The sequence below is a fragment of the Pseudomonas sp. genome, assembly GCF_030683065.1.
Classification (GTDB): domain Bacteria; phylum Pseudomonadota; class Gammaproteobacteria; order Pseudomonadales; family Pseudomonadaceae; genus Aquipseudomonas.
Genome location: NZ_JAUXMX010000050.1, coordinates 73244 through 95164, shown reverse-complemented (window position 1 = coordinate 95164; position 21921 = coordinate 73244). Strand labels below are relative to the sequence as shown.

Sequence of the window (21921 nt, the reverse complement as noted above, 5' to 3'; positions counted from 1 at the left end):
CGGATGCGAGCCCAGTCAAAATGCTCATTTACAACACGTAAACTGCGCTTTTTCGGCCAATTTCGCCTTGCCTAGCCGTCGCTCGCTACATTTTTCAACGGTCTGTTGATCATCCCGCTGTCTTATCGAGCACTATTCAGCTGCGGGCGTCTTTATTGTGACCGGCGTGCGGCTGCAGGACACTCGCAGTATTGCCCACCTGCCAAGGAACCTAGCCCATGAGCGAAGCCATCCGTTTTCAAGACCAAGTCGTGATCGTCACCGGTGCCGGTGGTGGCCTGGGTCGCGCCCATGCCCTGCTGTTCGCCAAACATGGCGCCAAAGTGGTGGTCAACGATCTTGGTGGCAGCACCCATGGTGAAGGCGCCAATGCGTCAGCTGCAGCCAAGGTGGTCGAGGAGATCCTTGCCGCAGGCGGCACTGCGGTCGCCAACCATGACTCGGTGACCGATGGCGAGAAGATCGTCCAGCATGCTCTGGATGCCTTTGGTCGCATCGATGTGGTGGTCAATAACGCGGGCATTCTGCGCGACAAAACCTTCCACAAGATGGAAGAAGCCGACTGGGACCTGGTCTACAAGGTGCATGTCGAGGGCGCCTTCAAGGTCACCCGCGCCGCCTGGCCGCACATGCGCGAGCAGGGCTATGGTCGCATCATCTTCACTGCCTCCACGTCCGGCATCTACGGCAACTTCGGCCAGTCCAACTACGGCATGGCCAAGCTTGGCCTCTATGGCCTGACCCGCACCCTGGCCATCGAGGGGCGCAAGAACAACATCCTGGTCAACGCCATTGCCCCGACTGGCGGTACGCGCATGACCGAAGGGCTGATCCCGCCGCAGGTGTTTGAGCAACTCAAGCCCGAGCTGGTCAGCCCGCTGGTGGTCTATCTGTCCAGCCAGGCCTGCGCAGAAACCTCCGGCCTGTTCGAGGTTGGTGGCGGCTGGGTCGGCAAGGTGCGTTGGGAGCGCAGCCTGGGTGCCGGTTTCGACCCGCGCGCCGGTTTCAGCCCGGAAGACGTGGCCGATCACTGGCAGCAGATCTGTGACTTCGAAGGCGCAGTGCACCCCGCCGACAACCTTGAGGCTCTGAAGGAGATGATGGCGAATTTGCAGAAATACGCCCTCTGATTGCACCACTCTGGCGGGGAGATTGGCCAGCAGGCTGATTTCTTTTTCGCAAAGGGTTTAAGGTGAAGGCCGGTTAAATGCCGTCCTTTGGCTTTTATGGGGTGCGCACGGCGCACCCTACAAAAGCGCTGCGACTGCCAACCCGTAGGGTGGCGTTGAGCGTAGCGATACCCATCGCGACGATGGGCGGCCAATCAACAATCCCGGCGGTTATGCAACCGATCGATGGGTATCGCTACGCTCAAGCCTACGCGGCCCGCCACATCCTACAGAAGCGCTGCGTGCCAGTGAACGCGGCTTCAGCCTCTCAGGGTTTGTGAAAAAATCGCAGTCGGCGAGAGTTTTTTCACACGCTCTCAGCCCTTGCCGGAAATCCCGTACTTGCGCAGGCGCATGGCGATGGCGCTGTGCGAGGTGTGCAGGCGCGCGGCCAGTTGCCGGCTGGAAGGGTGGCTGAGGTAGAGCTTTTCCAGCAGCGCTTTCTCGAAACCGGCCACGGCACCTTCCAGGCTGCCAATCTCACCGTCGAGCAGTTGCGGCGCTACGGCGGTGCTGGCGATGTCCAGATCGTCGATCTGCACCAGGTTGCTTTCGCAGATTGCGGCGGCGCGGAAGATTACGTTCTGCAACTGACGTACGTTCCCCGGCCAGCGGTTGCCGAGCAGCGCCGGGTAGGTGTCTGGCGTCAGCCGGCACTGCGTGCGCTGGATCTGCGCGCAGGCTTGCTGCATGAAATGCCGGGCCAGGAGCAGGATGTCCTGGCCACGCTCGCGCAGCGGCGGCACTTCCAGGTTGAGCACGTTGAGGCGGTAGAACAAGTCTTCGCGGAAGGTGCCTTCGCTGACCATTTTTTCCAGGTTGCGGTGGGTGGCGCTGAGGATGCGCACATTGACCTTGACCTCACGCTCGCCACCGACCCGGCGGAAGGTGCCGTCACTGAGAAAACGCAGCAGTTTGGCCTGCAAATAAGGCGACATCTCGCCGATCTCGTCGAGAAATACCGTGCCCTGGTTGGCCAGTTCCAGCAGGCCCGGCTTACCGCCGCGCTGAGCCCCGGTAAAGGCACCAGGGGCATAGCCGAACAGCTCGCTTTCGGCGAGGTTCTCCGGCAATGCCGCGCAGTTAAGCGCTAGGAAAGAGGCGGTATTACGCGCGCTGATGGCATGGCAACCGCGCGCCACCAGCTCCTTGCCGGTGCCGGTTTCGCCCTGGATTAACAGTGGCGCATCCAGGCTGGCGACGCGCAGGGCGCGGGTTTTCAGGGTGCGGATCGACGGCGATTCGCCGAGCAACGAATCGAAGCCCTCGGCGTGGTCGTGGTGCAGCGCCGCCAGACGCTCGCCGATCCGGCTCGGCGCATACAGGGTGAGCAGGCCACCTGCGAGCTGAGGCTGGCCGGTGTCGGCGGCTTCGCTGATCGGCATGGCATCGAGTAACAGCGCCTGACCGTTGAGGGTGACCTCGCGCAGCGGCAGGCGAAATTGCTGATCCAGCAGTGCGCTGTGCAAGGCCGGGTCGGCGAACAGCTCGCCAAGCGACAAGCCTTCCACTTCACGCCCACACAGGGCAACCAGCGCCGGATTGGCCAGCAGCACGCAACCCTCGCCATCCACTGCCAGTACCGGGTCGGTCATCGCCGCGAGTAACGCATCGAGCTGCAGGCGCCGGCGCTGGCCGGGCAGGATGTCGACGATGGTCACCGCCTGCACGCCATGCACCTTGAACAGCGCCTCGCGCAGCTCGTCGAGGACTACGGCGCTGAGGGTCGGCGCGTCGATGTAGACGTTCGGCGGCACCATCTCCACCGCATCCAGGTTGAGATTGCGCCCACCGAGCAGAGCCAGGACTTCCTGGGTGATACCAACGCGGTCGATAAAGCTGACGTGGATGCGCATGCGGGCGAGGAACCGGCTCGATTACAGGTGCAGCAGTATGCCCGGTCTGCGCGGCTTATTTAAGCCGCTGGCCGTATCACGTGCAGATGATACTTAACGGTTCAGCCGCAGTTGATCCGCTCGATCACTTCGGCTTCGTCGATATCGATATTCAGGCGCCGCGAGTTGTAGTCCAGGGTCACTGCATCACCGGGCGCCAATACGCGAACGCTTTGCGCACCGGAGTGCAGGCGTGCTTGTTCAACCTGCTCGGCGGTCGCGGTCTTGCCCAGCATGTTTTGCACGGCTTCGGCGTTGCAGGTGCCGTCGCTGTTGACGGGCTGTGCGCCAGTTGTCCGGGCGCCATCTGGCGAGCTGCAGCCAGCCAGCAAGAGCAGCAAGGTCAGGGTGCAGGGGAGTCGTTTGCGGTACATGGAATAATCCTTTTGTCGGGCGCCAAGGCGAAATGCGCGCGAAGTGATGTGTGTGCTTGATCCGACGCCGTTAGGGCGAGCATGTTGCTCTATACAGATACGTACCCGGCCGGAGTTCTCCAACACTATGCCGCGATTGACGGGGTAATGACTATTAGTCGACCAACGATCCAGGTCTGGCTCGGCGTGTTCAGGGCATCTCCAGCTCATCAGGCTATTGAAAATTGCACCGTCGATGAGGCTTTCGCGAGGCGCGCGTGATGCGCGTAAACAGCGGCTGCGCCGCCGCAGAACATGCACGGCGCGGGCAGTTGTCGCCCTGGTCCCATCCGGTCAGGAGGGCGCGCAGCCAGGTGCGAGTTATCGCGTGTTGGTTAAAGCGCTGAGCGTCCCGTTCTTGTAACTACCAGCAAATTCACACACAGCCCATTGCCGCTGCTGACAAACTCAAGCGCGCAGCCACAGCGTTCGGCGATGGCGTTGACGATGGAAAGACCAAGGCCGCTGCCTTCACCCGCCGAGTTGCGCCAGAAGCGTTCGGTCAGATGCTTGAGCTTGTCTGTGCTCACCCCAGGCCCAGAGTCGCGCACGCTAAAGCAGACGTTTTCCCCGCGCGACTGCACCGTCAGGCTGACCGCAGTGCCCGCCGGAGTATGCCGCTGGGCGTTGTCCAGCAGGTTGCGCAAGGCGGCAATGGCAAGGCTTGGCGGCATATCGAGCAAGCGCTGCGCACTGGCGTCGAGCAGGTGCAACTCGATAGGGTGCTTGCCCTGCAATTGGGTATCGCTGATGGCCATGCTGGCCACTTCAGCGGCGCTGTATTGAAGGTTTTCGTCAAAGGGCAGCTTGCCCTCTACTCGTGCAAGTAGCAGCAGCTGCTCTAGGGTCTGATGCAGGCGATCGGCACCGGCCTCGGCAGACGCCAATGCCTGCCGAGCGGTTTCACCTTCGGTCATGCTGGCAACCTGCAGGTGGGTTTTAATCGCCGTCAGCGGGCTGCGCAGTTCATGGGCAGCATCATCGGTTAGCCGCCGCTCGCGCTCGATGGCCTGGGCAATCCGTTGAAACAGCTGGTTCTGTGCTGCCACCAGCGGTTGCAGTTCTCGGGGAAGCCCGTCGACATTCAGCGGTTCAATGCTGTCGACACTGCGCTGGGCAAGTGCCTGGCGGATACGCTTCAAGGGTGACAATTCGCGGCTAAGGCCTAGCCATAGAACGAGCAAACTCCCTAGCAGAGCCACCAGGACAGGGGCCGCAGCGGTCAGCAAAATGGACTGTTTGAGCGTGTCGCGCTCATCCAGACGATCGGCGGTGGTCACGCGCATATCACCTTCGATGAGGGTGAAGGTGCGCCAGGTGATATCGCCAATGGTTCGCTCACCAAAGCCGGTGTCCTCAACGCCCAGGACGCTGTCCGGTGCCGTGCGGCTGCTCGCCAGGATCTCCCCGCGCACCGAGCTGATTTGACAGGCAATGCCTTCGGGCATGCCCAGCCGCTCAGTGCTGAGCGGAGCACCTGACGCCCCTTGCTGCAGTTGTGGCAGCTGCACCAGCAGGCCTGCGACCATGCGGGCCGAGGACGCCAGTCGTTGATCGAGTGTAAGCATCAGCTGGTTGCGCAGGTCGAACAGCATCCACACTGCAGCCAGCGACCAGAGCAGCACGAAGGCTGAGCCAAGGATGAGGGTCAGGCGCAGGCGCAGGCTCATGAGGTACTTCTCTCGGCAGTGTTGGCGGGATGCCCCGCCGGGCCCAGGCGGTAACCCAGGCCGCGAACCGTCTCGACGATGCCGCTACCCAGCTTGCGTCGCAGGTGATGGATGTGCACGTTGAGGGCGTTGCTTTCTACCTCACCGTCGAGGCCATAGATCGCATCCTTGAGCTGTTCGCTGCTTAGAATCCGCCCTGGTTTCTGCAGCAATGCCTGCAGCAGGACTTGCTCGCGGCGCGACAGGTCGACCAACTGATCATTCAGAAACGCCTGGCAGGCCACCGGGTCATACCGCAACGGGCCATGCTCGACCTGCGGGCTGGCGCGTCCGGCGGCGCGGCGTAGCAAGGCATGCAGGCGCGCGGCCAGCTCACGCAAGTCGAAGGGTTTGACCAGGTAATCGTCAGCACCGTCCTGCAGGCCCGAAACACGGTCAACCACCGAGTCGCGGGCCGTCAGCAGCAGCACAGGCAGCGCCACACCGCGCTGGCGCAGGCGGCGCAGCAGGCTCAAGCCATCTTCATCCGGCAGGCCGAGGTCCAGCACCAGTGCATCGAACTGGACGGTGCGCAGCAGTGCCTCGGTTTCTGCAGCGGTCGCGGCATGCATCACGCGAAAGCCCTGGGCGGTGAGCCCCGCCACGACGCCGCTGGCAATCAAGGCATTGTCTTCGGTCAGCAATATGTACATGGAACCAGTCCGTGATGGAGGTTGCAGTATCCGCTAGCAGAATTAAGCCGGAATTATCTCTGGGCAAGAAATCATAACTGGCGGCGGCCATGTGCGCTGATTGGCCCTCCGTTAATCCTCAGTTAACCGCCAACTGCAATGCTCTGCGCCTCGACATTCCAAGGCGTGGTTCTGCATGCGGACGTTCTTGCTGTTTTCACTGCTGTGGGCCGGGCTACTGCAGCCGGTGCAGGCCTTCAGTTTTTCAGCCAATCCACTGCTGGCAGACAATGCCCCGCAGGCAGAGTTTCTCCGTGTCGAGCAGGCGTTCGACCTGAGCGTCGAGCCGCAGGCCAATGGTGACACTCTGTTGCGCTGGGATATCGCCCCCGGATACTACCTCTATCAGCACCGTTTGCAGTTCAGCGACCTGCCTGCTGGCGTCGAGCCTGAGTTGCCGCCGGGGCTGGCCTATAGCGATGAATACTTCGGTGACTCGCAGATCTATCGTGAGCGCCTGGCGTTGACCCTGCCGGCCGGCCATTCCGCCAGCATCCAGGTAGGCTGGCAAGGCTGCGCCGATGCCGGACTCTGCTATCCGCCGCAGACCCGGCAGATTGATCTGCCCGGTGCGGGTTCGCCGACCGAACAGGGGCCGCTGCTGGCCGACGATGAAGCCCTGGCTGAGGGTCTGTTGAATCAGAACCTGGTCTTGGGCCTGCTGGTATTCTTCGGCCTGGGCCTGCTGCTGGCCTTTGCCCCGTGTTCGTTGCCGATGCTGCCAATTCTTGCCGGCATCGTGGTGGGCAGCGGTGCCTCGCCGCGTCGCGGATTGGCGCTGGCGACGGCTTATGTGGTGAGCATGGCGCTGGTGTACGCCGCGCTGGGCGTGGTTGCGGCCTTGATGGGGGCCAGCCTGCAAGGCCTGCTGCAGCAACCCTGGCTGCTGGCCAGCTTCGCCGCGCTGTTTGTGCTGCTGGCCTTGCCGATGTTCGGCCTGTTCGAGTTGCAGTTGCCGGCGGCCCTGCGGGACCGCCTGGCAAATGCCGGGCGCACGCAGCAAGGCGGCAGCCTGGTGGGTGCCAGCGGGCTCGGTGTGTTCTCCGGTCTATTGGTCGGGCCGTGCATGACTGCACCGCTGGCCGCCGCCCTGCTGTATATCGCACAGAGTGGTGACGCGCTGCACGGCGGCCTGGTGCTGTTTGCCCTGGGGCTGGGGATCGGCACCCCGCTGGTGGTGCTGGTGACCCTGGGCAATCGCTTCCTGCCGAAACCGGGTGCGTGGATGGATCGGGTCAAGGTGGTATTCGGTTTCCTGTTCCTGGTCACCGCGTTGCTGGTGATCCGCCCGCTACTGACGGAGTCGATCTGGCTTGGCCTGTGGGGTGCGCTGCTGATTGTGTTGGCCAGTGCCCTGCTGCAGCTGGCGCGTCAGGTGCAGCAACACCGCAGCCTGAGCAAGGCGGGTGGTGCGCTATTGGGCATCTGGGGTATGGCGATGCTGCTGGGTGCTGCCGGTGGCGCCAGTGATCCCATGCAGCCGCTCAAGGTCTATGCCGGTACCAGCGTTTTAGCCAGCCCTAACGCGCAGCACTTTATTGGCATGAACGAGCCGGCCGCGCTGGAACGCGAGCTGGCCGCCGCCAAGGCCGAGGGCCAGTGGGTGTTGGTGGATTACTACGCGGACTGGTGTGTGTCGTGCAAAATCATGGAGAAAACCGTGTTCGGCAATTCCGAGGTGCAGGCCAGCCTGCAGGGCGTGCGCGTATTGCGCCCCGACGTGACCGAGAGCAATGCGGCGAGCCGTGAGCTACTCAGCCGCTTTGACGTACTGGGCCCGCCCACGCTGCTGTGGATTGGCCCGGACGGTGAGGAGCGGCGCTCACAGCGGATTACCGGCGCGGTGGATGCCGAGCGGTTTTTACAGATATGGACCAATACCAAGGAGCGTGGTTGATGTTGACGATCAATATTGGGCCGCTGGCACTCAGCACTGCCCATGTGCTGTTGATGCTCAGCCTGTTGTTGGCGATTTTTACCGGTTGGTACGTCGGCAGGCGTAACGCGGTAAACCCCGAGAAGCAGCTGTTTCGCTTGCTGCTGGTGGCCTTGCTGGTCGCCCGGCTTGCGTTTGTCACCGTGTATCTCGAGCACTACCGCGATCAACCCTGGCAGGCCCTGGATATCCGTGATGGCGGCTTTATCGCCTGGCCTGGCTTGCTGGCAGCCCTGCTGCTCGGTGCCTGGCAAGCCTGGCGCACACACGCCGTCAGGAAACCGCTGGCTTGTGCGCTGGCCGTTGGCGTACTGAGCTGGGGCCTGGGCAGCCTGACCTTGTATGGGCTTGAGCAGGGCACCCGCCTGCCGCCGCTGTCGTTTAGAGACAGCAACGGAGCCACGGTGGCGCTGCAGGATTATGTCGGCAAGCCCTTGGTGGTCAATCTGTGGGCGACCTGGTGTCCGCCGTGCCGCCGCGAAATGCCGGTATTGGCCGACGCGCAACGGAATAATCCTGAGCTGACCATCCTGTTCGTCAATCAGGGCGAAGGCCAAGGCGAGGTTAGCCGGTACCTTGAGGCCGAAGCCCTGGGGCTGGACAACGTCCTGCTGGACACTGGTGGCCGGCTTGGTCAGCGCGTCGGTTCCATGGCCTTGCCAACCACACTGTTCTACGACGCCGAGGGCCGCCAGGTTGGCAGCCACCTGGGTGAATTGTCCCGCGCCAGCCTGGCTCGCGCGCTTGAAGTGCTGAAAAAGGATCAATGACCATGCTGCGCCCCATCTGCCGGACTGTACTGCTATCGACTCTGCCCTTGCTGGCTATGCCACTGGCGCAGGCCCAGGAGTGGCCCGCTGCAATCCAGGCGGTCGAGGCGCGTGGCGCTGAAATTGTCGAGCGCTTCGATGCACCGAGCGGCCTGCAGGGTTATGCCGCGCGCTACAACGGCCAGGGCGTCGCGCTCTACCTGACGGCCGATGGTGAGCATGTGCTGATTGGCAGCCTGCTCAATGCTCAAGGCGAGGATCTTTCCCGTCAGCCGCTGGAGCAGTTGGTATACGAACCCCTGGGCCAGGAGCGGCTGGCCAAGCTAGCCAGCAGCACTTGGATTGCCGACGGCAGCGCCAGCGCGCCACGCATCGTCTATATGTTTTCCGACCCCAACTGCCCCTACTGCAACATGTTCTGGAAACAGGCGCGGCCCTGGGTCGAGGCCGGTGATGTGCAGGTGCGTCACGTGATGGTGGGCATGCTGCGGCAAGACAGCCTCGCTAAGGCGGCTACGCTGTTGAGCGCCAACGATCAGCAGGCCGCGCTGCATGCCCATGAGTCCGCCGGCAAGGCCAGCAAGTTGCAGGCACTGGACGAAATCCCAAGCGCTATCGAGCAGCAGCTCAATGACAACATCACCTTGATGGCTGAGCTGGGCGCATCCGCCACGCCAGCCATTTTCTACCTGGACGAAAGCGGCCAGCTGCGCCAGCAACTCGGCGCACCGGGGCCGCAGGTTCTTAAACAAATCATGGGGCCGCGCTCCTGAACTGATGTCAGGAGGGGGAGGGGGCTGGTCGGCCCTTTTTCGCCACAGCCGTTACTGCAGTTCGACGCCAAAGCGGCGTATCAGCCGCGTGAACAGCAGATAACCCAGGCAAGTGCTCAGAGGTACTTGGTGATCAATTTGAAGTCGCTCAGCGCCGTGGCCTCGCCGCGCGCGTCGGTAGCGGCAAGCGCATGTTCCAGGCAGTGGTCGATGTGATCCTGAATCAGGGTGCGTTTGGCCTGGCAGACGGCTTTTTCTACCGCATGCAGTTGCTGGGCGAGGTCTACGCAGGCGCGGCCGTCCTCGATCATGCCGACAATGCTGCGCAGATGGCCCTCGGCACGCTTCAACCTTTTGATGATATCGCTATGACTTTGGTGCTGATGGCCATGTTCGTGATCGCTCATGCCTTGAGTCTCATGCATCGATGAATTACGCTCGCATGCTATCCCCCCGGGGGGGATATGGCAAACCTGCTTCCCTGCCAGAAAAGCCAACCGTTCAGGCATTGAAAAGAGCCGCCGCATGCTCAGTACGCCCATCCGCGCCAAGGTGATATTTGCCCTTGCTCTCGCCATTCTGATGGCCTGGGCCGGGCATGCCCCTGCGCTGTTCACGGGTTCGAGCCAGTCCGCCTGGAGCGGCAATGATGAGGCCCATACCCACGGCGGCGGCGCATTTACCTGTACGGCATGTGCGGATCATTACCATTCCTCGCTGGCAGCCGACCATGTGCATGAAACACCGCACCTGCCCGCACTGCTGAGTATCGGTACGTTGTCAGTGCGCGCGGTGCCGATAGAAGCACCGCGCTATTCGATTTCGCTCGGCCCCATCTTTCTGATTGAGCGCCCGCCGCGTTCCCTGTTGGCGATCTGACACAGGCCGCGCCTGCGGTCCAAGACCACTGCAATTTAGGACTTAACCATGCATTCGCTTTTTATAAGCGCCCTTGGCGCATCTGCTGTGCGCCCGCACCGCTCACTAGCACTGGTGCTGTTGTTTATGGCATTGCTCGTTCTGGGTATGCCCGAGGCGCTGGCCCACGCGGTTGCCGAGGGCGACAAGGGCTTTATCCAGGAAAGCGCGGGGGTGATGGTGATGCCGTTCATTTATATGGGCGCCAAGCACATGATCACCGGCTACGACCACCTGCTGTTTCTGTTAGGGGTGATCTTCTTTCTCTACCGTCTAAGGGACGTGGCGCTGTATGTCAGCCTGTTCGCTGTCGGCCACACCGTCACCCTGCTGTTTGGCGTATTGGCGGAAATCAGCATCAGTGCCTACGTGATCGACGCCATCATCGGCTTCTCGGTGGTCTACAAGGCGCTGGATAACCTGGGCGCCTTCCAGCGCTGGTTTGGTTACCAGCCTGACACCCGCGCGGCCACGCTGATCTTCGGTTTGCTGCATGGCTTCGGCCTGGCCAGCAAGATCCAGGAGTACGAGATTTCGGCGGATGGCCTGATTCCTAACCTGCTCGCCTTCAATGTCGGCGTCGAGATCGGCCAGCTTCTGGCTCTCGGCAGCATTCTCATTCTGATGGGCTACTGGCGGCGCACCGCCAGCTTCTGGCGCCATGCCTACACCGCTAACGTCGCCTTGATGAGCGCCGGTTTCCTGTTAATGGGTTACCAGCTCACCGGCCTGATCGTCTCTCAGTAAGGAATTTCTCATGTTCAACAGCAAGATACCTGCCCTTAACGAAATGCCCAGCAGCCAGCAGTTGTTGCGCTCGACGGTGATTGCCCTGATCGCCGCCATGGTCCTGCTGGTAACCGTGGTCATGCCCTCGGAATACGCCATCGACCCCACCGGGGCCGGTCGTATGCTGGGGCTTACCCAGATGGGCGAGGTCAAGTTGCTACTGGCCGAAGAAGCCGCCGCCGATGCCGTAGCGCCTGTTGCTGGTGCTGCAGCGGCGCCCGAGCCGGTACTGCAAGCTGTTCCTCAGCCTGCCGTGGTTGCTGAACCGGCGATTGTAGCGGCGCTAGAGGCGCCTGAAACAAAAGGGCAGACGCATGAAATGAGTGTTTCTCTGGCGCCCGGCCAGGGCGCCGAGATCAAGGTGGAGATGCTCAAGGGCACCCAGGTGAAGTACTTCTGGACGGCCAACGGTAGCGTGGTGAACTACGACACCCATGGTGACCCCTACAATGCGCCGCGCGAGTTCTATCACGGCTATGGCAAGGGCCGCGCCACCGCCGAGGATCAGGGCGTGCTGGAGGCAGCCTTCGATGGTAATCACGGTTGGTTCTGGCGTAATCGCACCAACAAGCCTGTTAACGTCACCCTGCGTACCGAGGGTGATTACATCGCCATCAAGCGGGTGATCTGACGAGTACAAGGCTGGGCTTCGCTAAGTCCAGCCACTTTTATTCAAGTGGCTGCCTGAGTATTACCGGGTGGGTTTCCCGGAAATTACCAGTGCGGCCACTCAGCCGGATGCTCAGCGCATCTGGAACAACTCTTGATGGAAATCTGCTGGCCTCAGGCCGTGGGCCGCCAGGTCATCACGCAGGGCCTTGCCAAAGCCCGTAGGCCCGCAGAACCAGATGCTGGCATCCTGCCAGTCTGGAATTTCCCCGCGTAGGCGTTCGCCATTGAGGCGGCCGTTTTGATCGGCGACCAACAGGTGCAACCTGACCCCCGCAGCGGCAGCATCGGCGCGCAATTTATCAATGGCCTGGGACGAGTACTCGGCGGACGGATGGAACAGATCGATGCTGTACTGACGATCAGGCTCCAGTGCCAGTTGCTTTAGCCGCGCCACAAATGGAGTGATACCGATCCCGGCACCGATCCAGATTTGCCGCTGCTTCTGGTCTTCGAAGGTGAAACAGCCGTAGGGTCCTTCTACCGTCACCCGATCGCCCACGTGCAGGGTCTGCGGCAGTCGGCTGGTATGGTCGCCCAGGGCTTTGGTGATAAAGGTGACTTGCGCCTGCTGCGGGTCCCAGGCCGAGGCGATGGTGTAGGGGTGGGCGCCTTCCGATTCTGACGAGGTGACGAAGGCAAACTGACCAGCCTTGTGCCCGGGCCAGCCCGCTTGCAGTGCGATGTGGGTTTCCAGCACATGCAGTTCCGGGTACTGGGTCAGGGTTTGTATTTCACCTTGGACCTTGCGCCGGGCTCCGATGCGCTTGAACAGCGCCTGGAACGCCGCCAGACTGCCACCGACCAGCAGCAGGGCCGTGACTATGCCGACCGGCTGGGACCAGTAGGCGAATTTGACCAGCACCACCGTGTGGAACACCAGCACCAGGTAGAGTGCGGCCAGAATGGTGTGGGTCTTGGCGAACCAGCGGTAGGGGAAGCGCTTGACCAGCGCCAGGATGATCAGCACAACGGTTGCGTAGAACGCCCACTCGCCGAGCGTCTCGGCCAACCCACGCTGGCTACGCAGCAACTGCTCAATGGTGCCAAGTTCCGGGCCCGCACCGCCACCCTTGAGCGGTTTACTCAGCCAGCCCCAGCCGACCGCCCACTTGGTCCCTTTGGCCCATACCCAGTGCATGCTGCCAAACACCAGCGCGCTGATGCCCAGCCACTTGTGTAGCCGGTACATCTTGTCCAGTCCGCCCAACAGCGGTTCGGGGCGGCGCGGGCGCACAGCCAGCATCATTGCCACGCTCATGGCCGCCATCGCGATGATGCCGGTGTATTGCACCAGCACCGTGCGCAGCGAGAAATAGCTCAGCGGCTGCGGCAGGAAGGTATCTGCCAGTGCCCAGAGCAGGGTTAAACCTATCAGCAATCCCCACAAGGCTATCTTGATGTTCTTCATTTCGGGCTCTGTCGCAAGACTAGACAGGTATTCTCAACGACAGGCAGGCACCGCAGGACACTATTTCCCAGTAACCACAGAAACCCTGCTACAGATCAATTAGTTACAAACAACGTGATCGCGTCAGCGCGAAGGTTGAGAGCCTGCTGTTCCCATTGAGACATGACTCATCACCTCACAGCAGGCAATGGGTACATAGCCTTATATATGCGCGGTAGTGTTCGACCGGGTTAAAACTCGGATCACAACGAATCGCGGTGGCCGCTGCGGGATAAGAAAACCCCCGTATCACAGGGTGAGTACGGGGGTTCGGGGTCTGTCAGCGTCCGCCGGGATCCGGCGTCGCGCTTAGACGTTAAAGCGGAAGTGCATGACGTCGCCGTCTTTGACGATGTATTCCTTGCCTTCCAGGCGCCATTTGCCGGCTTCTTTAGCGCCGGCTTCGCCCTTGTACTGGATGAAGTCGTCGTAGGCGATGACTTCGGCGCGAATAAAGCCTTTCTCGAAGTCGGTGTGGATCACGCCAGCGGCCTGCGGTGCAGTGGCACCGACACGCACGGTCCAGGCGCGGACTTCTTCGACACCAGCAGTGAAGTAGGTCTGCAGGTGGAGCATTTCGTAGCCGGCGCGGATTACGCGGTTGAGGCCTGGCTCTTCGAGGCCCAGGGCTTCGAGAAACATGTCTTTTTCTTCGCCGTCGTCGAGTTCGGCGATTTCCGCTTCGATCTTGTTGCACACCGGCACCACGATCGCGCCTTCTTCTTCTGCGATGGCGCGGACTACGTCGAGCAGCGGGTTGTTGTCGAAGCCGTCTTCGGCGACGTTGGCGATGTACATCACCGGCTTGCTGGTGAGTAGGTGGAAGCCGCGGATCAACGCTTTCTCATCAGCGCTCAAACTCTTCATCAAGCTGCGCGCTGGCTTGCCTTCGCTGAAATGACTAATCAGTTGCTCCAGCAGGCCTTTCTGCGCAGCCGCGTCCTTGTCGCCGCCCTTGGCGTTGCGAGTGACTTTCTGCAGTTGCTTCTCGCAGCTGTCGAGGTCGGCAAAGATCAGTTCGAGGTCAATGATCTCGATATCGCGCTTGGGGTCGACGCTGTTGGATACGTGGATCACGTTTTCGTCTTCGAAGCAGCGCACTACGTGGGCGATGGCGTCGGTCTCGCGGATGTTGGCGAGGAACTTGTTGCCCAGGCCTTCGCCCTTGGATGCGCCAGCGACCAGGCCGGCGATGTCGACGAATTCCATGGTGGTCGGCAGGATTCGCTTGGGATTGACGATGGCGGCCAGCGCAGCGAGACGTGGGTCGGGCATCGGTACGATACCGGTGTTCGGTTCGATGGTGCAGAAGGGGAAGTTCTCTGCCGCAATCCCGGATTTGGTGAGGGCGTTGAACAGGGTGGACTTGCCGACGTTGGGCAGGCCGACGATGCCGCAGTTGAATCCCATGGTGTGTCCCTCGCGCGAAATGGCGGTGAAGAGTTAAGAGGAGGCTTTCTGACTGTGCAGTTTGTGCATCGCTTTGCTCCAATCCCCTGCGAGGATTTCCGGCAATACGCCGAGGGCGAAGTCGATGCTGGTATCCAGCAGTTCCTGTTCGCTGCGCGGTGCGCGGCTGAGGACGAAGTTGGAGACCATGCTGCTGTGCCCGGGATGGCCAATGCCAAGCCGCAGGCGATAAAAATTATTCTGGTTGCCGAGCTGGGCGATGATATCGCGTAGCCCATTATGCCCGCCGTGCCCGCCACCCTGTTTGAGTTTGGCGACGCCTGGGAGCATGTCGAGTTCGTCGTGAGCCACCAGAATAGCTTCCGGCGGTATGCGGAAGAAATTCGCCAATGCCGCTACGGCCTGGCCGCTGCGGTTCATGAAGGTGGTGGGGATCAGCAGGCGAACGTCGCGGCCCTGATGGCTGAATTTGCCGGTCAGGCCGAAATATTTGCGATCAACACTTAGGTTGGCGCCTTGGCTGTGGGCCAGGCGCTCAACGAAAAGGGCCCCTGCATTATGCCGGGTCTGGTCGTATTCAGGGCCTGGGTTACCCAGGCCGACGATCAGTTGTACGGCAGTCATGTCAGGAGCCCTTTCGTGGAAATAGCCTGAACGCTGGTGCGCTCAGGCTGTTTTCCGGCGGTGCGAGAGTTACTCGGCAGCGCCTTCGCCTTCTTCTACGTCTTTGGCAACGCGCGAGGCGTGGATGTTGGCCACTGCCAGGTCGTTACCGTGAGCCAGTGCAACCAGCTCAACGCCTTTTGGCAGTTTGAGGTCGGACAGGTGAACGATCTGACCGACTTCAACCGCAGCCATGTCGACTTCGATGAATTCCGGCAGGTCTTTCGGCAAGCAAGAAACTTCTACTTCCACGACTACGTGGGAGACTTCGCCAGCTTGCTGCTTAACGCCAACCGAGCTTTCCTGGTTGAGGAAGTGCAGGGGTACGTGAGCGGTCAGTTTCTGGCCGGCGACAACGCGAACGAAGTCAGCGTGCAGCACGTGGCCTTTGGCTGGGTGGCGCTGCAGAGCTTTGATCAGCACGCTTTCATTGCTGCCGGCAACGTTCAGGGTCAGAACGTGGCTAAACGAAGCTTCGTTTTCCAGCAGTTTGGCCAGTTCTTTGGCCAGCAGGCTGATCGACATCGGGGCTTTTTCGCCACCGTAGATGACGGCAGGAACCATGGCAACGTTACGACGCAGGCGGCGGCTCGCACCTTTCCCCAGGTCGGAACGCACTTCAGCATTCAGGGCAAATTCAACAGTCATTTCACTTCTCCAAAATAACCAAACCGCCCTTTACGCTTGCGACCAGCGACCGGACGGTTAGGTAATAAGCCCCACTGGCACAGTGAGGCGTGTTGCGCTCAGGGTGATGGCCGGGTTAGCGGAACATCGCGCTGATCGATTCTTCATTGCTGATACGGCGAACCGCCTCAGCGACTACCGGAGCGATATCCAGTTGGCGAATACGCGAACAGGATTGCGCGGCGGCTGACAGCGGGATGGTGTTGGTCACCACCAGCTCGTCGAGTACGGAGTTTTCGATGTTCTCGATCGCACGGCCAGACAGTACGGCGTGTGTGGCGTAGGCGAAGACTTTCGATGCGCCGTGTTCTTTCAGCGCTTTCGCCGCATGGCACAGGGTGCCGGCGGTATCCACCATGTCATCGACCAGGATACATGTGCGGCCTTCCACGTCACCGATTATGTGCATCACTTCGGAGTGGTTGGCTTTTTCACGACGCTTGTCGATGATTGCCAGATCAACACCCAAGGACTTGGCCACGGCACGCGCACGCACCACACCACCAATGTCCGGGGAGACGATCATCATGTTTTCAAAGCGTTGGTCTTCAATGTCATCCACCAAAACTGGTGAGCCGTAGATGTTATCTACCGGGATATCGAAGAAGCCTTGAATCTGATCCGCATGCAGGTCGACGGTAAGAACCCGGTCGATACCCACTACAGTGAGCATGTCGGCCACGACTTTGGCGCTGATTGCCACGCGAGCGGAGCGCGGACGGCGATCCTGGCGGGCATAACCGAAGTAGGGGATGACTGCTGTGATTCGGGAGGCTGAGGAGCGGCGGAAGGCGTCAGCCATCACTACCAGTTCCATCAGATTGTCATTGGTTGGCGCACACGTCGGCTGAATCAGAAAAACGTCTTTACCGCGAACGTTCTCATTGATTTCAATCATGATTTCGCCGTCGGAGAATTTTCCGACAGAAGCATCGCCGAGGGGGATGTGCAGCTGACGTACGATACGTCGCGCCAGATCGGGGTTAGCGTTCCCCGTAAAAACCATCATCTTGGACACGCGCAGTACCTGCCGGCTGAGGGTATACCTGGATGAGTATAGAAAATGGCAGGGGCGGCTGGATTCGAACCAACGCATGGCAGGATCAAAACCTGCTGCCTTACCGCTTGGCGACGCCCCTGTAACGTGTGTAACCCAATGCTGCTTGTCAGTGTATCGCTGCCCGAGGGCAGTAATGGCAGGGGCGGCTGGATTCGAACCAACGCATGGCAGGATCAAAACCTGCTGCCTTACCGCTTGGCGACGCCCCTGTAACTGATGCTACGCATTTACTTCTTTGCCACAACTTCTAGCGCGCGGTGCAACATCGAGATGTTACGCCCCTTTGCCACAAAACTTGGCAGAGTTGCTGGAAGTTGGCGGGCGACTTTATCAGCATCGTCCTTGTTTGGGAAGCTCCCAAACACACAAGCTCCAGTGCCAGTCATTTTTGCCGATACATATTTGTTCAATAAGATCAGCGCGTTACGTACTTCTGGGTAACGCTTCTCGACGACTGGCTGACAGTCATTACGACTGACCCCCTCAAGAAGGCTGCGAACTTTAATGGTCGGAGTATCCCGTGTCAACTCAGGGTCAGAGAAAATTTTCATAGTACTGACAAGGACTTGTGGAATTGCCACGAGAAACCAGGGTTCGCTGAGGGTAACTGGGGTGATTTTTTCGCCGATCCCTTCGGCGAAAGCCGCACGGCCGCGAACGAAAACCGGTACGTCGGCGCCCAGGGTCAGGCCCAGTTCGGCCAGGCGATCCTCGTCCAGGTGCAGCTGCCAGAGGTGATTGAGCCCGAGCAGGGTGGTTGCTGCGTCCGAGCTGCCGCCGCCAATGCCGCCGCCCATGGGCAGGCGTTTGGTCAGCCAGATGTCGGCGCCCAGTGTGCAGCCCGACTGTTGTTGCAGGGCGCGGGCGGCGCGCACGATCAGGTTGCTGTCGTGGGCTACTCCGGGAATGTCGCTGTGCAGGCGAATTACGCCGTCTGCGCGTACCGCAAACCCCAGCTCATCACCGAAGTCGAGAAACTGGAACAGGGTTTGCAGTTCGTGATAACCGTCTGCGCGGCGACCGGTGATGTGCAGCATCAGGTTGAGTTTGGCCGGCGCCGGCAGCCTCAGTTCGGCTGCGGCGGGAATTGCCGGCGCGCTCATTGGCCGAGCTGGCGCGGTTGCCAGTCCTTGATCACCAGGGTGACCTGCAAGTCATGACCGTTCAGCCTGAGGCGCTCGGGCAGCCAGTAGCCATCCTGTTCGACGTAGCGCAGGTATTCGACCTGCCAGCCGTCTTGGCTCAGTTGCGCCAGGCGGCTGTCGCTGTCGAGGGTCAGGCGGCTTCTGCTGTCAGGTGCAGGAAGGCCGCGAATCCACCACAGCAGGTGCGAGACCGGCAGGTTTAGGCCCAGCTGTTGCTGCAGCAGTTGTTCCGGTGAGGCGGCCTGGTAGCGGCCCTGGTTGGCGACTTCCAGCTGGATGTCGCCTGGGCGCCCGGTCAGGCGCGCGGCGCCGCGGCCCAGCGGGCCTGACAGGCGAATGTCGTAGTAGTCCTGGCGTTGCAGCCAGAACAAGGTACCGCTGCCTGAATCCTGGGGCGCGCGGATGCCGACTTTGCCGCTTATTTGCCAAGCGTCGAGGCGGCCGATCTGCTGCTTATGGCTTTGCCAGAGCGCCGGGCTGCCCTGGCCTTCGAGGGCTTCGCGGGAGGTCAGGCCAGCGCAGCCGGTGAGCAGGACGATCAAACTGAATACGAGGAGTTGGCGAACAAACATCAAAACGTCTCTGATCCGGTCAGGCGCAGCAGGGTGCTGCGCAATATTGTGCTGTCAGGCTGCTGTTTGAGGGCTGTGCTCCAGACCTTGCGCGCCTCACGCTGCTTGCCCTGAGCCCAGAGTACTTCGCCAAGGTGGGCGGCGACTTCGTGGTCAGGGAAGCGTTCCAGTGCCTGGCGCAGCAGCTGTTCGGCCTTGTCAAGGTTGCCCAGGCGATAGTTGACCCAGCCCAGGCTGTCGAGAATTGCCGGGTCTTGGGGGTTGAGCTGCAGGGCTTGCTCAATAAGTACCTTGGCTTCTGCGTAGCGCGTCGTACGGTCGGCCAGGGTGTAGCCCAGCGCGTTGAGCGCCATGCTGTTGTCTGGTTCGCGCTCGAGAATGAAGCGCAGGTCCTGCTCCAGCAGATCCAGATCGTCGCGCTTCTCGGCGAGCATGGCGCGGGTGTAAAGCAGGTTGAGGTCGTCGGGGAATTGTTCCAGCGCTTGTTGCAGCATTTGCCAGGCTTGTTCCTGCTGCTCGTTGCTGGTCAGGGCTTCCACTTCGATCAGGTAGAGCTGGATGGCGTAGTCGGGCTCTGCTGTGCGGGCCTGACTTAGGAGTTTTGAGGCTTCTGCCTGGCGCTTGTTGTCGAACAGCAATTGCGCCTGGCGCGCCTGGGCCTGGAGGAAGTCGTTGCCAGGGCCGACCAGTGCATATTCGATCAGGGCGCTGTCTTTTTCGCCGAGCGCTTCGTAGGCGCGGGCCAGGTTGTAATGGGCGGCATCGACATGACTGTCACGTTCGATCAGTTCTTCGAGGTAGACGATGGCCTCGCGCCAAGATTTGGCTTCCAGGCAGACCAGCGCGAGCGAGAAACGCAGGTCGTCATCCTGGGGGAACTGTTGCAGCAGCGAGGCGAATTCGCCTTTGGCTTCTGCCAGGCGGTCTTGTTCGACCAGCAGGCGCGCATAGGTCAGGCGCAGGCGTTTGTCGTCAGGGTGCAGGCGGATGCCTTTTTGCAGCAGTGGCAGGGCTTCAGCGCCGCGGTCCAGGCTTTGCAACAGTCGTGCATGGAGCAGTAGCGGCGGGATTTCTCGTTGGTTGGCCGATTGCGCGTCGAGTAGCTCTAACGCTTCCTGCGGGCGACCGTCCTGCTGCAGAAGCAAGGCTTTGCCGAAAAGCAGTTGGCCGTTGTCCGGGTATTTGCTTTGCAGTCGATCGAAGCTCTGCAGCAGGCCGGCGCGGGTATCTGGGTCGGTTTCCATGGCGGACAGGGCGAGAAAGTCGAAGTGTGTGTCGCCTTTACGTTGCAGTACCTGTTCCATGAAGGTCATGGATTCGTCATAGCTGCCCGTGCGGGCCAGTTGGATGGCGGCTGCGCGCTGGGCATCCAGGCTGTCTGGGGCGTTCTTCGCCCAGATCAGTGCAGTGTCCAGGGCGGCCTGCTCGGCACCAAGGTATTCGGCAATCCGGAAGCCACGCTCGGCCACGCCGGCGTCCTGGGTCTCCTGGGCCTGTTGCACGTAGTTGCTGATGGCAATATCGAAGCGGTCGCGCTGCCCGGCCAGTTCGGCGACGAGCAGTGCGAGCAGGGTTTCCTGACTGAACGACGCGTAGGCTTCGGGCTTTGGCGCTTCTGCTACAACAGAAGCTTCTTCCACGGGCGGTGTGCCGTCTGGGTCGGAGAAGGTAAAAGTCTGGCAGCCACTCAACAAAGCAAGGGCGGTCAGTAACGCGAATGATCTATTCATAGAGAAAATCATAGAGAGAACGGCGACTAACCTGGGGTCGGGGCATCATGACACAAGCATTAGGGCAAGCCCATGGGGCAAGGCCCGATAGCTGGCTGGTGACTTATTAGGACAATAAACTGCGGTGGTTGTTCTCACTCTGTCGAAGTAGGACAATTGCGCGCTTATCTTCCTGTCAGCGACTTTGCATGGCCTTTATTGCTCTCGGTATCAACCATAAAACTGCTTCGGTGGCCGTGCGCGAGCGCGTGGCTTTTTCTCCGGAGCATTTGGTCGAGGCTTTGCAGCAGCTTTGCCAACGTACGGATAGCCGTGAGGCGGCAATTCTGTCGACCTGCAACCGCAGTGAGCTGTACCTCGAACAGGATGCACTGACTGTCGATGGGGTGCTGGTCTGGCTGGCCGAGTATCACCAGCTCAGCCTCGACGAGTTACGTGCTTGCGCCTATGTGCTTGAAGACGACGCGGCAGTGCGTCACATGATGCGCGTGGCCTGCGGGCTGGATTCGATGGTGTTGGGCGAGCCGCAGATTCTCGGGCAAATGAAGTCGGCCTACGCCGTGGCGCGCGAGGCGGGCACTGTCGGTCCGCTGCTCGGGCGCTTGTTTCAGGCCACTTTCAGTACCGCCAAGACCGTGCGCACCGATACTGCAATTGGCGAAAATCCGGTGTCGGTGGCGTTTGCCGCGGTGAGCCTGGCCAAGCAGATTTTCACTGATCTGCACCGCAGTCAGGCGCTGCTGATCGGTGCCGGTGAGACCATTAGCCTGGTGGCGCGGCACCTGCACGAGCAGGGTATCAAGCGCATTGTGGTGGCCAACCGCACCCTGGAGCGTGCCAGCACCCTGGCTGAACAGTTCGGTGCGCATGCGGTGTTGCTCTCGGAAATCCCGGATGAATTGATCAATAGCGACATCGTCATCAGCTCCACCGCCAGCCAATTGCCAATTCTCGGCAAAGGTGCAGTCGAGCGGGCGCTGAAGAAGCGCAAGCACAAGCCGATCTTTATGGTCGACATCGCCGTGCCGCGCGACATCGAAGCCGAGGTCGGTGAGCTTGACGATGTCTACCTGTATACCGTCGACGACCTGCATGAAGTGATTGCGGAGAATCTGAAAAGCCGTCAGGGCGCCGCGCAGGCGGCCGAAGAACTGGTCGCCGTGGGCGCCGAGACCTTCATGCTGCGCCTGCGCGAGCTGGCTGCGGTGGATGTGCTAAAAGCCTATCGCCAGCAGGGCGAGCGGTTACGTGACGAAGAATTAGCCAAGGCTTTGCGCCTGCTTAATAACGGCAGCGCGGCCGAAGAGGTGCTGGTGCAACTGGCGCGCGGGCTGACCAACAAGCTGCTGCATGCGCCCAGCGTGCAGCTGAAAAAACTGTCTGCCGACGGTCGCGTCGATGCGCTCGGTGTGGCTCAGGAACTCTTTGCCCTCGATGAGGGCGCGCCGTCCGGTTCGGTCAATAAATAAAG

At 60.9% G+C, this 21921-nt stretch carries 21 protein-coding genes and 2 tRNA genes; 8 read left to right on the top strand and 15 right to left on the bottom strand.

Annotated elements, in window-relative coordinates; genetic code table 11:
• The first annotated feature begins 218 nt into the window (after positions 1–218).
• Positions 219–1130: an SDR family oxidoreductase gene (locus Q8K09_RS16740; protein ID WP_305256124.1), complete on the top strand. Its 912-nt coding sequence runs from the start codon at positions 219–221 to the stop codon at positions 1128–1130.
• A 356-nt stretch (positions 1131–1486) separates the two neighbouring features.
• Here the strand turns inward: Q8K09_RS16740 and Q8K09_RS16735 are convergent, their stop codons facing one another.
• The 4 genes from Q8K09_RS16735 to Q8K09_RS16720 form a co-directional block, all read right to left on the bottom strand.
• Positions 1487–3025 (bottom strand): sigma-54-dependent transcriptional regulator, encoded by a 1539-nt coding sequence (locus Q8K09_RS16735; RefSeq protein ID WP_305256123.1) that lies wholly within the window; start codon positions 3023–3025, stop codon positions 1487–1489.
• 101 nt (positions 3026–3126) lie between these two features.
• On the bottom strand, positions 3127–3438 hold the full coding sequence (locus Q8K09_RS16730) for an I78 family peptidase inhibitor (protein ID WP_305256122.1): 312 nt from the start codon (positions 3436–3438) through the stop codon (positions 3127–3129).
• A gap of 374 nt (positions 3439–3812) precedes the next feature.
• A complete protein-coding gene (locus tag Q8K09_RS16725; RefSeq protein ID WP_305256121.1) occupies positions 3813–5147 on the bottom strand; it encodes an ATP-binding protein in 1335 nt (444 codons plus the stop codon).
• Complete coding sequence (locus Q8K09_RS16720) at positions 5144–5839, bottom strand: response regulator transcription factor (RefSeq protein WP_305256120.1); 696 nt, start codon at positions 5837–5839, stop codon at positions 5144–5146. The genes Q8K09_RS16725 and Q8K09_RS16720 overlap by 4 nt, the downstream gene beginning before the upstream one ends.
• A 175-nt stretch (positions 5840–6014) precedes the next feature.
• Here Q8K09_RS16720 and dsbD point away from each other — a divergent pair, with 175 nt between their 5' ends.
• The 3 genes from dsbD to dsbG are packed head-to-tail and all read left to right on the top strand — an operon-like array spanning position 6015 to position 9357.
• Complete coding sequence (gene dsbD, locus Q8K09_RS16715) at positions 6015–7775, top strand: protein-disulfide reductase DsbD (RefSeq protein ID WP_305256119.1); 1761 nt, start codon at positions 6015–6017, stop codon at positions 7773–7775.
• The gene (locus Q8K09_RS16710; protein WP_305256118.1) at positions 7775–8584 is read left to right on the top strand and encodes a TlpA disulfide reductase family protein; all 810 of its coding nucleotides are present in this window, start codon (positions 7775–7777) and stop codon (positions 8582–8584) included. Before dsbD ends, Q8K09_RS16710 begins: the two co-directional genes overlap by 1 nt.
• A gap of 2 nt (positions 8585–8586) precedes the next feature.
• The gene (dsbG, locus tag Q8K09_RS16705) at positions 8587–9357 is read left to right on the top strand and encodes a thiol:disulfide interchange protein DsbG (RefSeq protein ID WP_370869556.1); all 771 of its coding nucleotides are present in this window, start codon (positions 8587–8589) and stop codon (positions 9355–9357) included.
• Between the two features lie 116 nt (positions 9358–9473).
• On the opposite strand, the gene Q8K09_RS16700 is transcribed toward dsbG, so the two are convergent.
• Complete coding sequence (locus tag Q8K09_RS16700; protein ID WP_305256116.1) at positions 9474–9764, bottom strand: metal-sensing transcriptional repressor; 291 nt, start codon at positions 9762–9764, stop codon at positions 9474–9476.
• Positions 9765–9882: 118 nt separating this feature from the next.
• Between Q8K09_RS16700 and Q8K09_RS16695 the strand changes: the two genes are divergently transcribed.
• The 3 genes from Q8K09_RS16695 to Q8K09_RS16685 are packed head-to-tail and all read left to right on the top strand — an operon-like array spanning position 9883 to position 11695.
• Entirely contained in the window at positions 9883–10236 is a 354-nt protein-coding gene (locus Q8K09_RS16695; protein WP_305256115.1) for a hypothetical protein, read from the top strand.
• A 48-nt stretch (positions 10237–10284) separates the two neighbouring features.
• Positions 10285–11022 (top strand): HupE/UreJ family protein, encoded by a 738-nt coding sequence (locus Q8K09_RS16690; RefSeq protein ID WP_305256114.1) that lies wholly within the window; start codon positions 10285–10287, stop codon positions 11020–11022.
• Positions 11023–11032: 10 nt separating this feature from the next.
• Positions 11033–11695 carry a transmembrane anchor protein gene (locus tag Q8K09_RS16685; RefSeq protein ID WP_305256113.1) on the top strand — a complete coding sequence of 221 codons (663 nt, stop codon included), beginning with the start codon at positions 11033–11035 and terminating at the stop codon, positions 11693–11695.
• 111 nt (positions 11696–11806) lie between these two features.
• On the opposite strand, the gene Q8K09_RS16680 is transcribed toward Q8K09_RS16685, so the two are convergent.
• From Q8K09_RS16680 to Q8K09_RS16635, 10 genes are all read right to left on the bottom strand, one after another.
• The gene (locus tag Q8K09_RS16680) at positions 11807–13144 is read right to left on the bottom strand and encodes a ferric reductase-like transmembrane domain-containing protein (RefSeq protein ID WP_305256112.1); all 1338 of its coding nucleotides are present in this window, start codon (positions 13142–13144) and stop codon (positions 11807–11809) included.
• Between the two features lie 348 nt (positions 13145–13492).
• The gene (gene ychF / locus Q8K09_RS16675; RefSeq protein ID WP_305256111.1) at positions 13493–14593 is read right to left on the bottom strand and encodes a redox-regulated ATPase YchF; all 1101 of its coding nucleotides are present in this window, start codon (positions 14591–14593) and stop codon (positions 13493–13495) included.
• 33 nt (positions 14594–14626) lie between these two features.
• A complete protein-coding gene (gene pth, locus Q8K09_RS16670) occupies positions 14627–15217 on the bottom strand; it encodes an aminoacyl-tRNA hydrolase (protein ID WP_305256109.1) in 591 nt (196 codons plus the stop codon).
• Between the two features lie 69 nt (positions 15218–15286).
• The gene (locus tag Q8K09_RS16665; RefSeq protein WP_305256108.1) at positions 15287–15904 is read right to left on the bottom strand and encodes a 50S ribosomal protein L25/general stress protein Ctc; all 618 of its coding nucleotides are present in this window, start codon (positions 15902–15904) and stop codon (positions 15287–15289) included.
• A 115-nt stretch (positions 15905–16019) separates the two neighbouring features.
• On the bottom strand, positions 16020–16961 hold the full coding sequence (locus tag Q8K09_RS16660; protein WP_305256107.1) for a ribose-phosphate pyrophosphokinase: 942 nt from the start codon (positions 16959–16961) through the stop codon (positions 16020–16022).
• A 46-nt stretch (positions 16962–17007) separates the two neighbouring features.
• Positions 17008–17082, bottom strand: a tRNA-Gln gene (locus Q8K09_RS16655).
• 55 nt (positions 17083–17137) lie between these two features.
• Positions 17138–17212, bottom strand: a tRNA-Gln gene (locus tag Q8K09_RS16650).
• A gap of 18 nt (positions 17213–17230) precedes the next feature.
• Positions 17231–18106: a 4-(cytidine 5'-diphospho)-2-C-methyl-D-erythritol kinase gene (ispE, locus tag Q8K09_RS16645; protein WP_305256106.1), complete on the bottom strand. Its 876-nt coding sequence runs from the start codon at positions 18104–18106 to the stop codon at positions 17231–17233.
• Positions 18103–18720 (bottom strand): lipoprotein insertase outer membrane protein LolB, encoded by a 618-nt coding sequence (gene lolB, locus Q8K09_RS16640; RefSeq protein ID WP_305256105.1) that lies wholly within the window; start codon positions 18718–18720, stop codon positions 18103–18105. Before lolB ends, ispE begins: the two co-directional genes overlap by 4 nt.
• On the bottom strand, positions 18720–20450 hold the full coding sequence (locus Q8K09_RS16635) for a tetratricopeptide repeat protein (RefSeq protein ID WP_305256104.1): 1731 nt from the start codon (positions 20448–20450) through the stop codon (positions 18720–18722). Before Q8K09_RS16635 ends, lolB begins: the two co-directional genes overlap by 1 nt.
• 188 nt (positions 20451–20638) lie before the next feature.
• Between Q8K09_RS16635 and hemA the strand changes: the two genes are divergently transcribed.
• Entirely contained in the window at positions 20639–21919 is a 1281-nt protein-coding gene (gene hemA / locus Q8K09_RS16630; RefSeq protein WP_305256103.1) for a glutamyl-tRNA reductase, read from the top strand.
• Positions 21920–21921: the final 2 nt, after the last annotated feature.

Bases quoted from the DNA above. Each gene is read 5' to 3' on its own strand.
- Q8K09_RS16740 (WP_305256124.1), top strand. From the start codon at position 219: ATGAGCGAAGCCATCCGTTTTCAAGACCAAGTCGTGATCGTCACCGGT.
- Q8K09_RS16735 (WP_305256123.1), bottom strand. From the start codon at position 3,025: ATGCGCATCCACGTCAGCTTTATCGACCGCGTTGGTATCACCCAGGAA.
- Q8K09_RS16730 (WP_305256122.1), bottom strand. From the start codon at position 3,438: ATGTACCGCAAACGACTCCCCTGCACCCTGACCTTGCTGCTCTTGCTG.
- Q8K09_RS16725 (WP_305256121.1), bottom strand. From the start codon at position 5,147: ATGAGCCTGCGCCTGCGCCTGACCCTCATCCTTGGCTCAGCCTTCGTG.
- Q8K09_RS16720 (WP_305256120.1), bottom strand. From the start codon at position 5,839: ATGTACATATTGCTGACCGAAGACAATGCCTTGATTGCCAGCGGCGTC.
- dsbD (WP_305256119.1), top strand. From the start codon at position 6,015: ATGCGGACGTTCTTGCTGTTTTCACTGCTGTGGGCCGGGCTACTGCAG.
- Q8K09_RS16710 (WP_305256118.1), top strand. From the start codon at position 7,775: ATGTTGACGATCAATATTGGGCCGCTGGCACTCAGCACTGCCCATGTG.
- dsbG (WP_370869556.1), top strand. From the start codon at position 8,587: ATGCTGCGCCCCATCTGCCGGACTGTACTGCTATCGACTCTGCCCTTG.
- Q8K09_RS16700 (WP_305256116.1), bottom strand. From the start codon at position 9,764: ATGAGCGATCACGAACATGGCCATCAGCACCAAAGTCATAGCGATATC.
- Q8K09_RS16695 (WP_305256115.1), top strand. From the start codon at position 9,883: ATGCTCAGTACGCCCATCCGCGCCAAGGTGATATTTGCCCTTGCTCTC.
- Q8K09_RS16690 (WP_305256114.1), top strand. From the start codon at position 10,285: ATGCATTCGCTTTTTATAAGCGCCCTTGGCGCATCTGCTGTGCGCCCG.
- Q8K09_RS16685 (WP_305256113.1), top strand. From the start codon at position 11,033: ATGTTCAACAGCAAGATACCTGCCCTTAACGAAATGCCCAGCAGCCAG.
- Q8K09_RS16680 (WP_305256112.1), bottom strand. From the start codon at position 13,144: ATGAAGAACATCAAGATAGCCTTGTGGGGATTGCTGATAGGTTTAACC.
- ychF (WP_305256111.1), bottom strand. From the start codon at position 14,593: ATGGGATTCAACTGCGGCATCGTCGGCCTGCCCAACGTCGGCAAGTCC.
- pth (WP_305256109.1), bottom strand. From the start codon at position 15,217: ATGACTGCCGTACAACTGATCGTCGGCCTGGGTAACCCAGGCCCTGAA.
- Q8K09_RS16665 (WP_305256108.1), bottom strand. From the start codon at position 15,904: ATGACTGTTGAATTTGCCCTGAATGCTGAAGTGCGTTCCGACCTGGGG.
- ispE (WP_305256106.1), bottom strand. From the start codon at position 18,106: ATGAGCGCGCCGGCAATTCCCGCCGCAGCCGAACTGAGGCTGCCGGCG.
- lolB (WP_305256105.1), bottom strand. From the start codon at position 18,720: ATGTTTGTTCGCCAACTCCTCGTATTCAGTTTGATCGTCCTGCTCACC.
- Q8K09_RS16635 (WP_305256104.1), bottom strand. From the start codon at position 20,450: ATGAATAGATCATTCGCGTTACTGACCGCCCTTGCTTTGTTGAGTGGC.
- hemA (WP_305256103.1), top strand. From the start codon at position 20,639: ATGGCCTTTATTGCTCTCGGTATCAACCATAAAACTGCTTCGGTGGCC.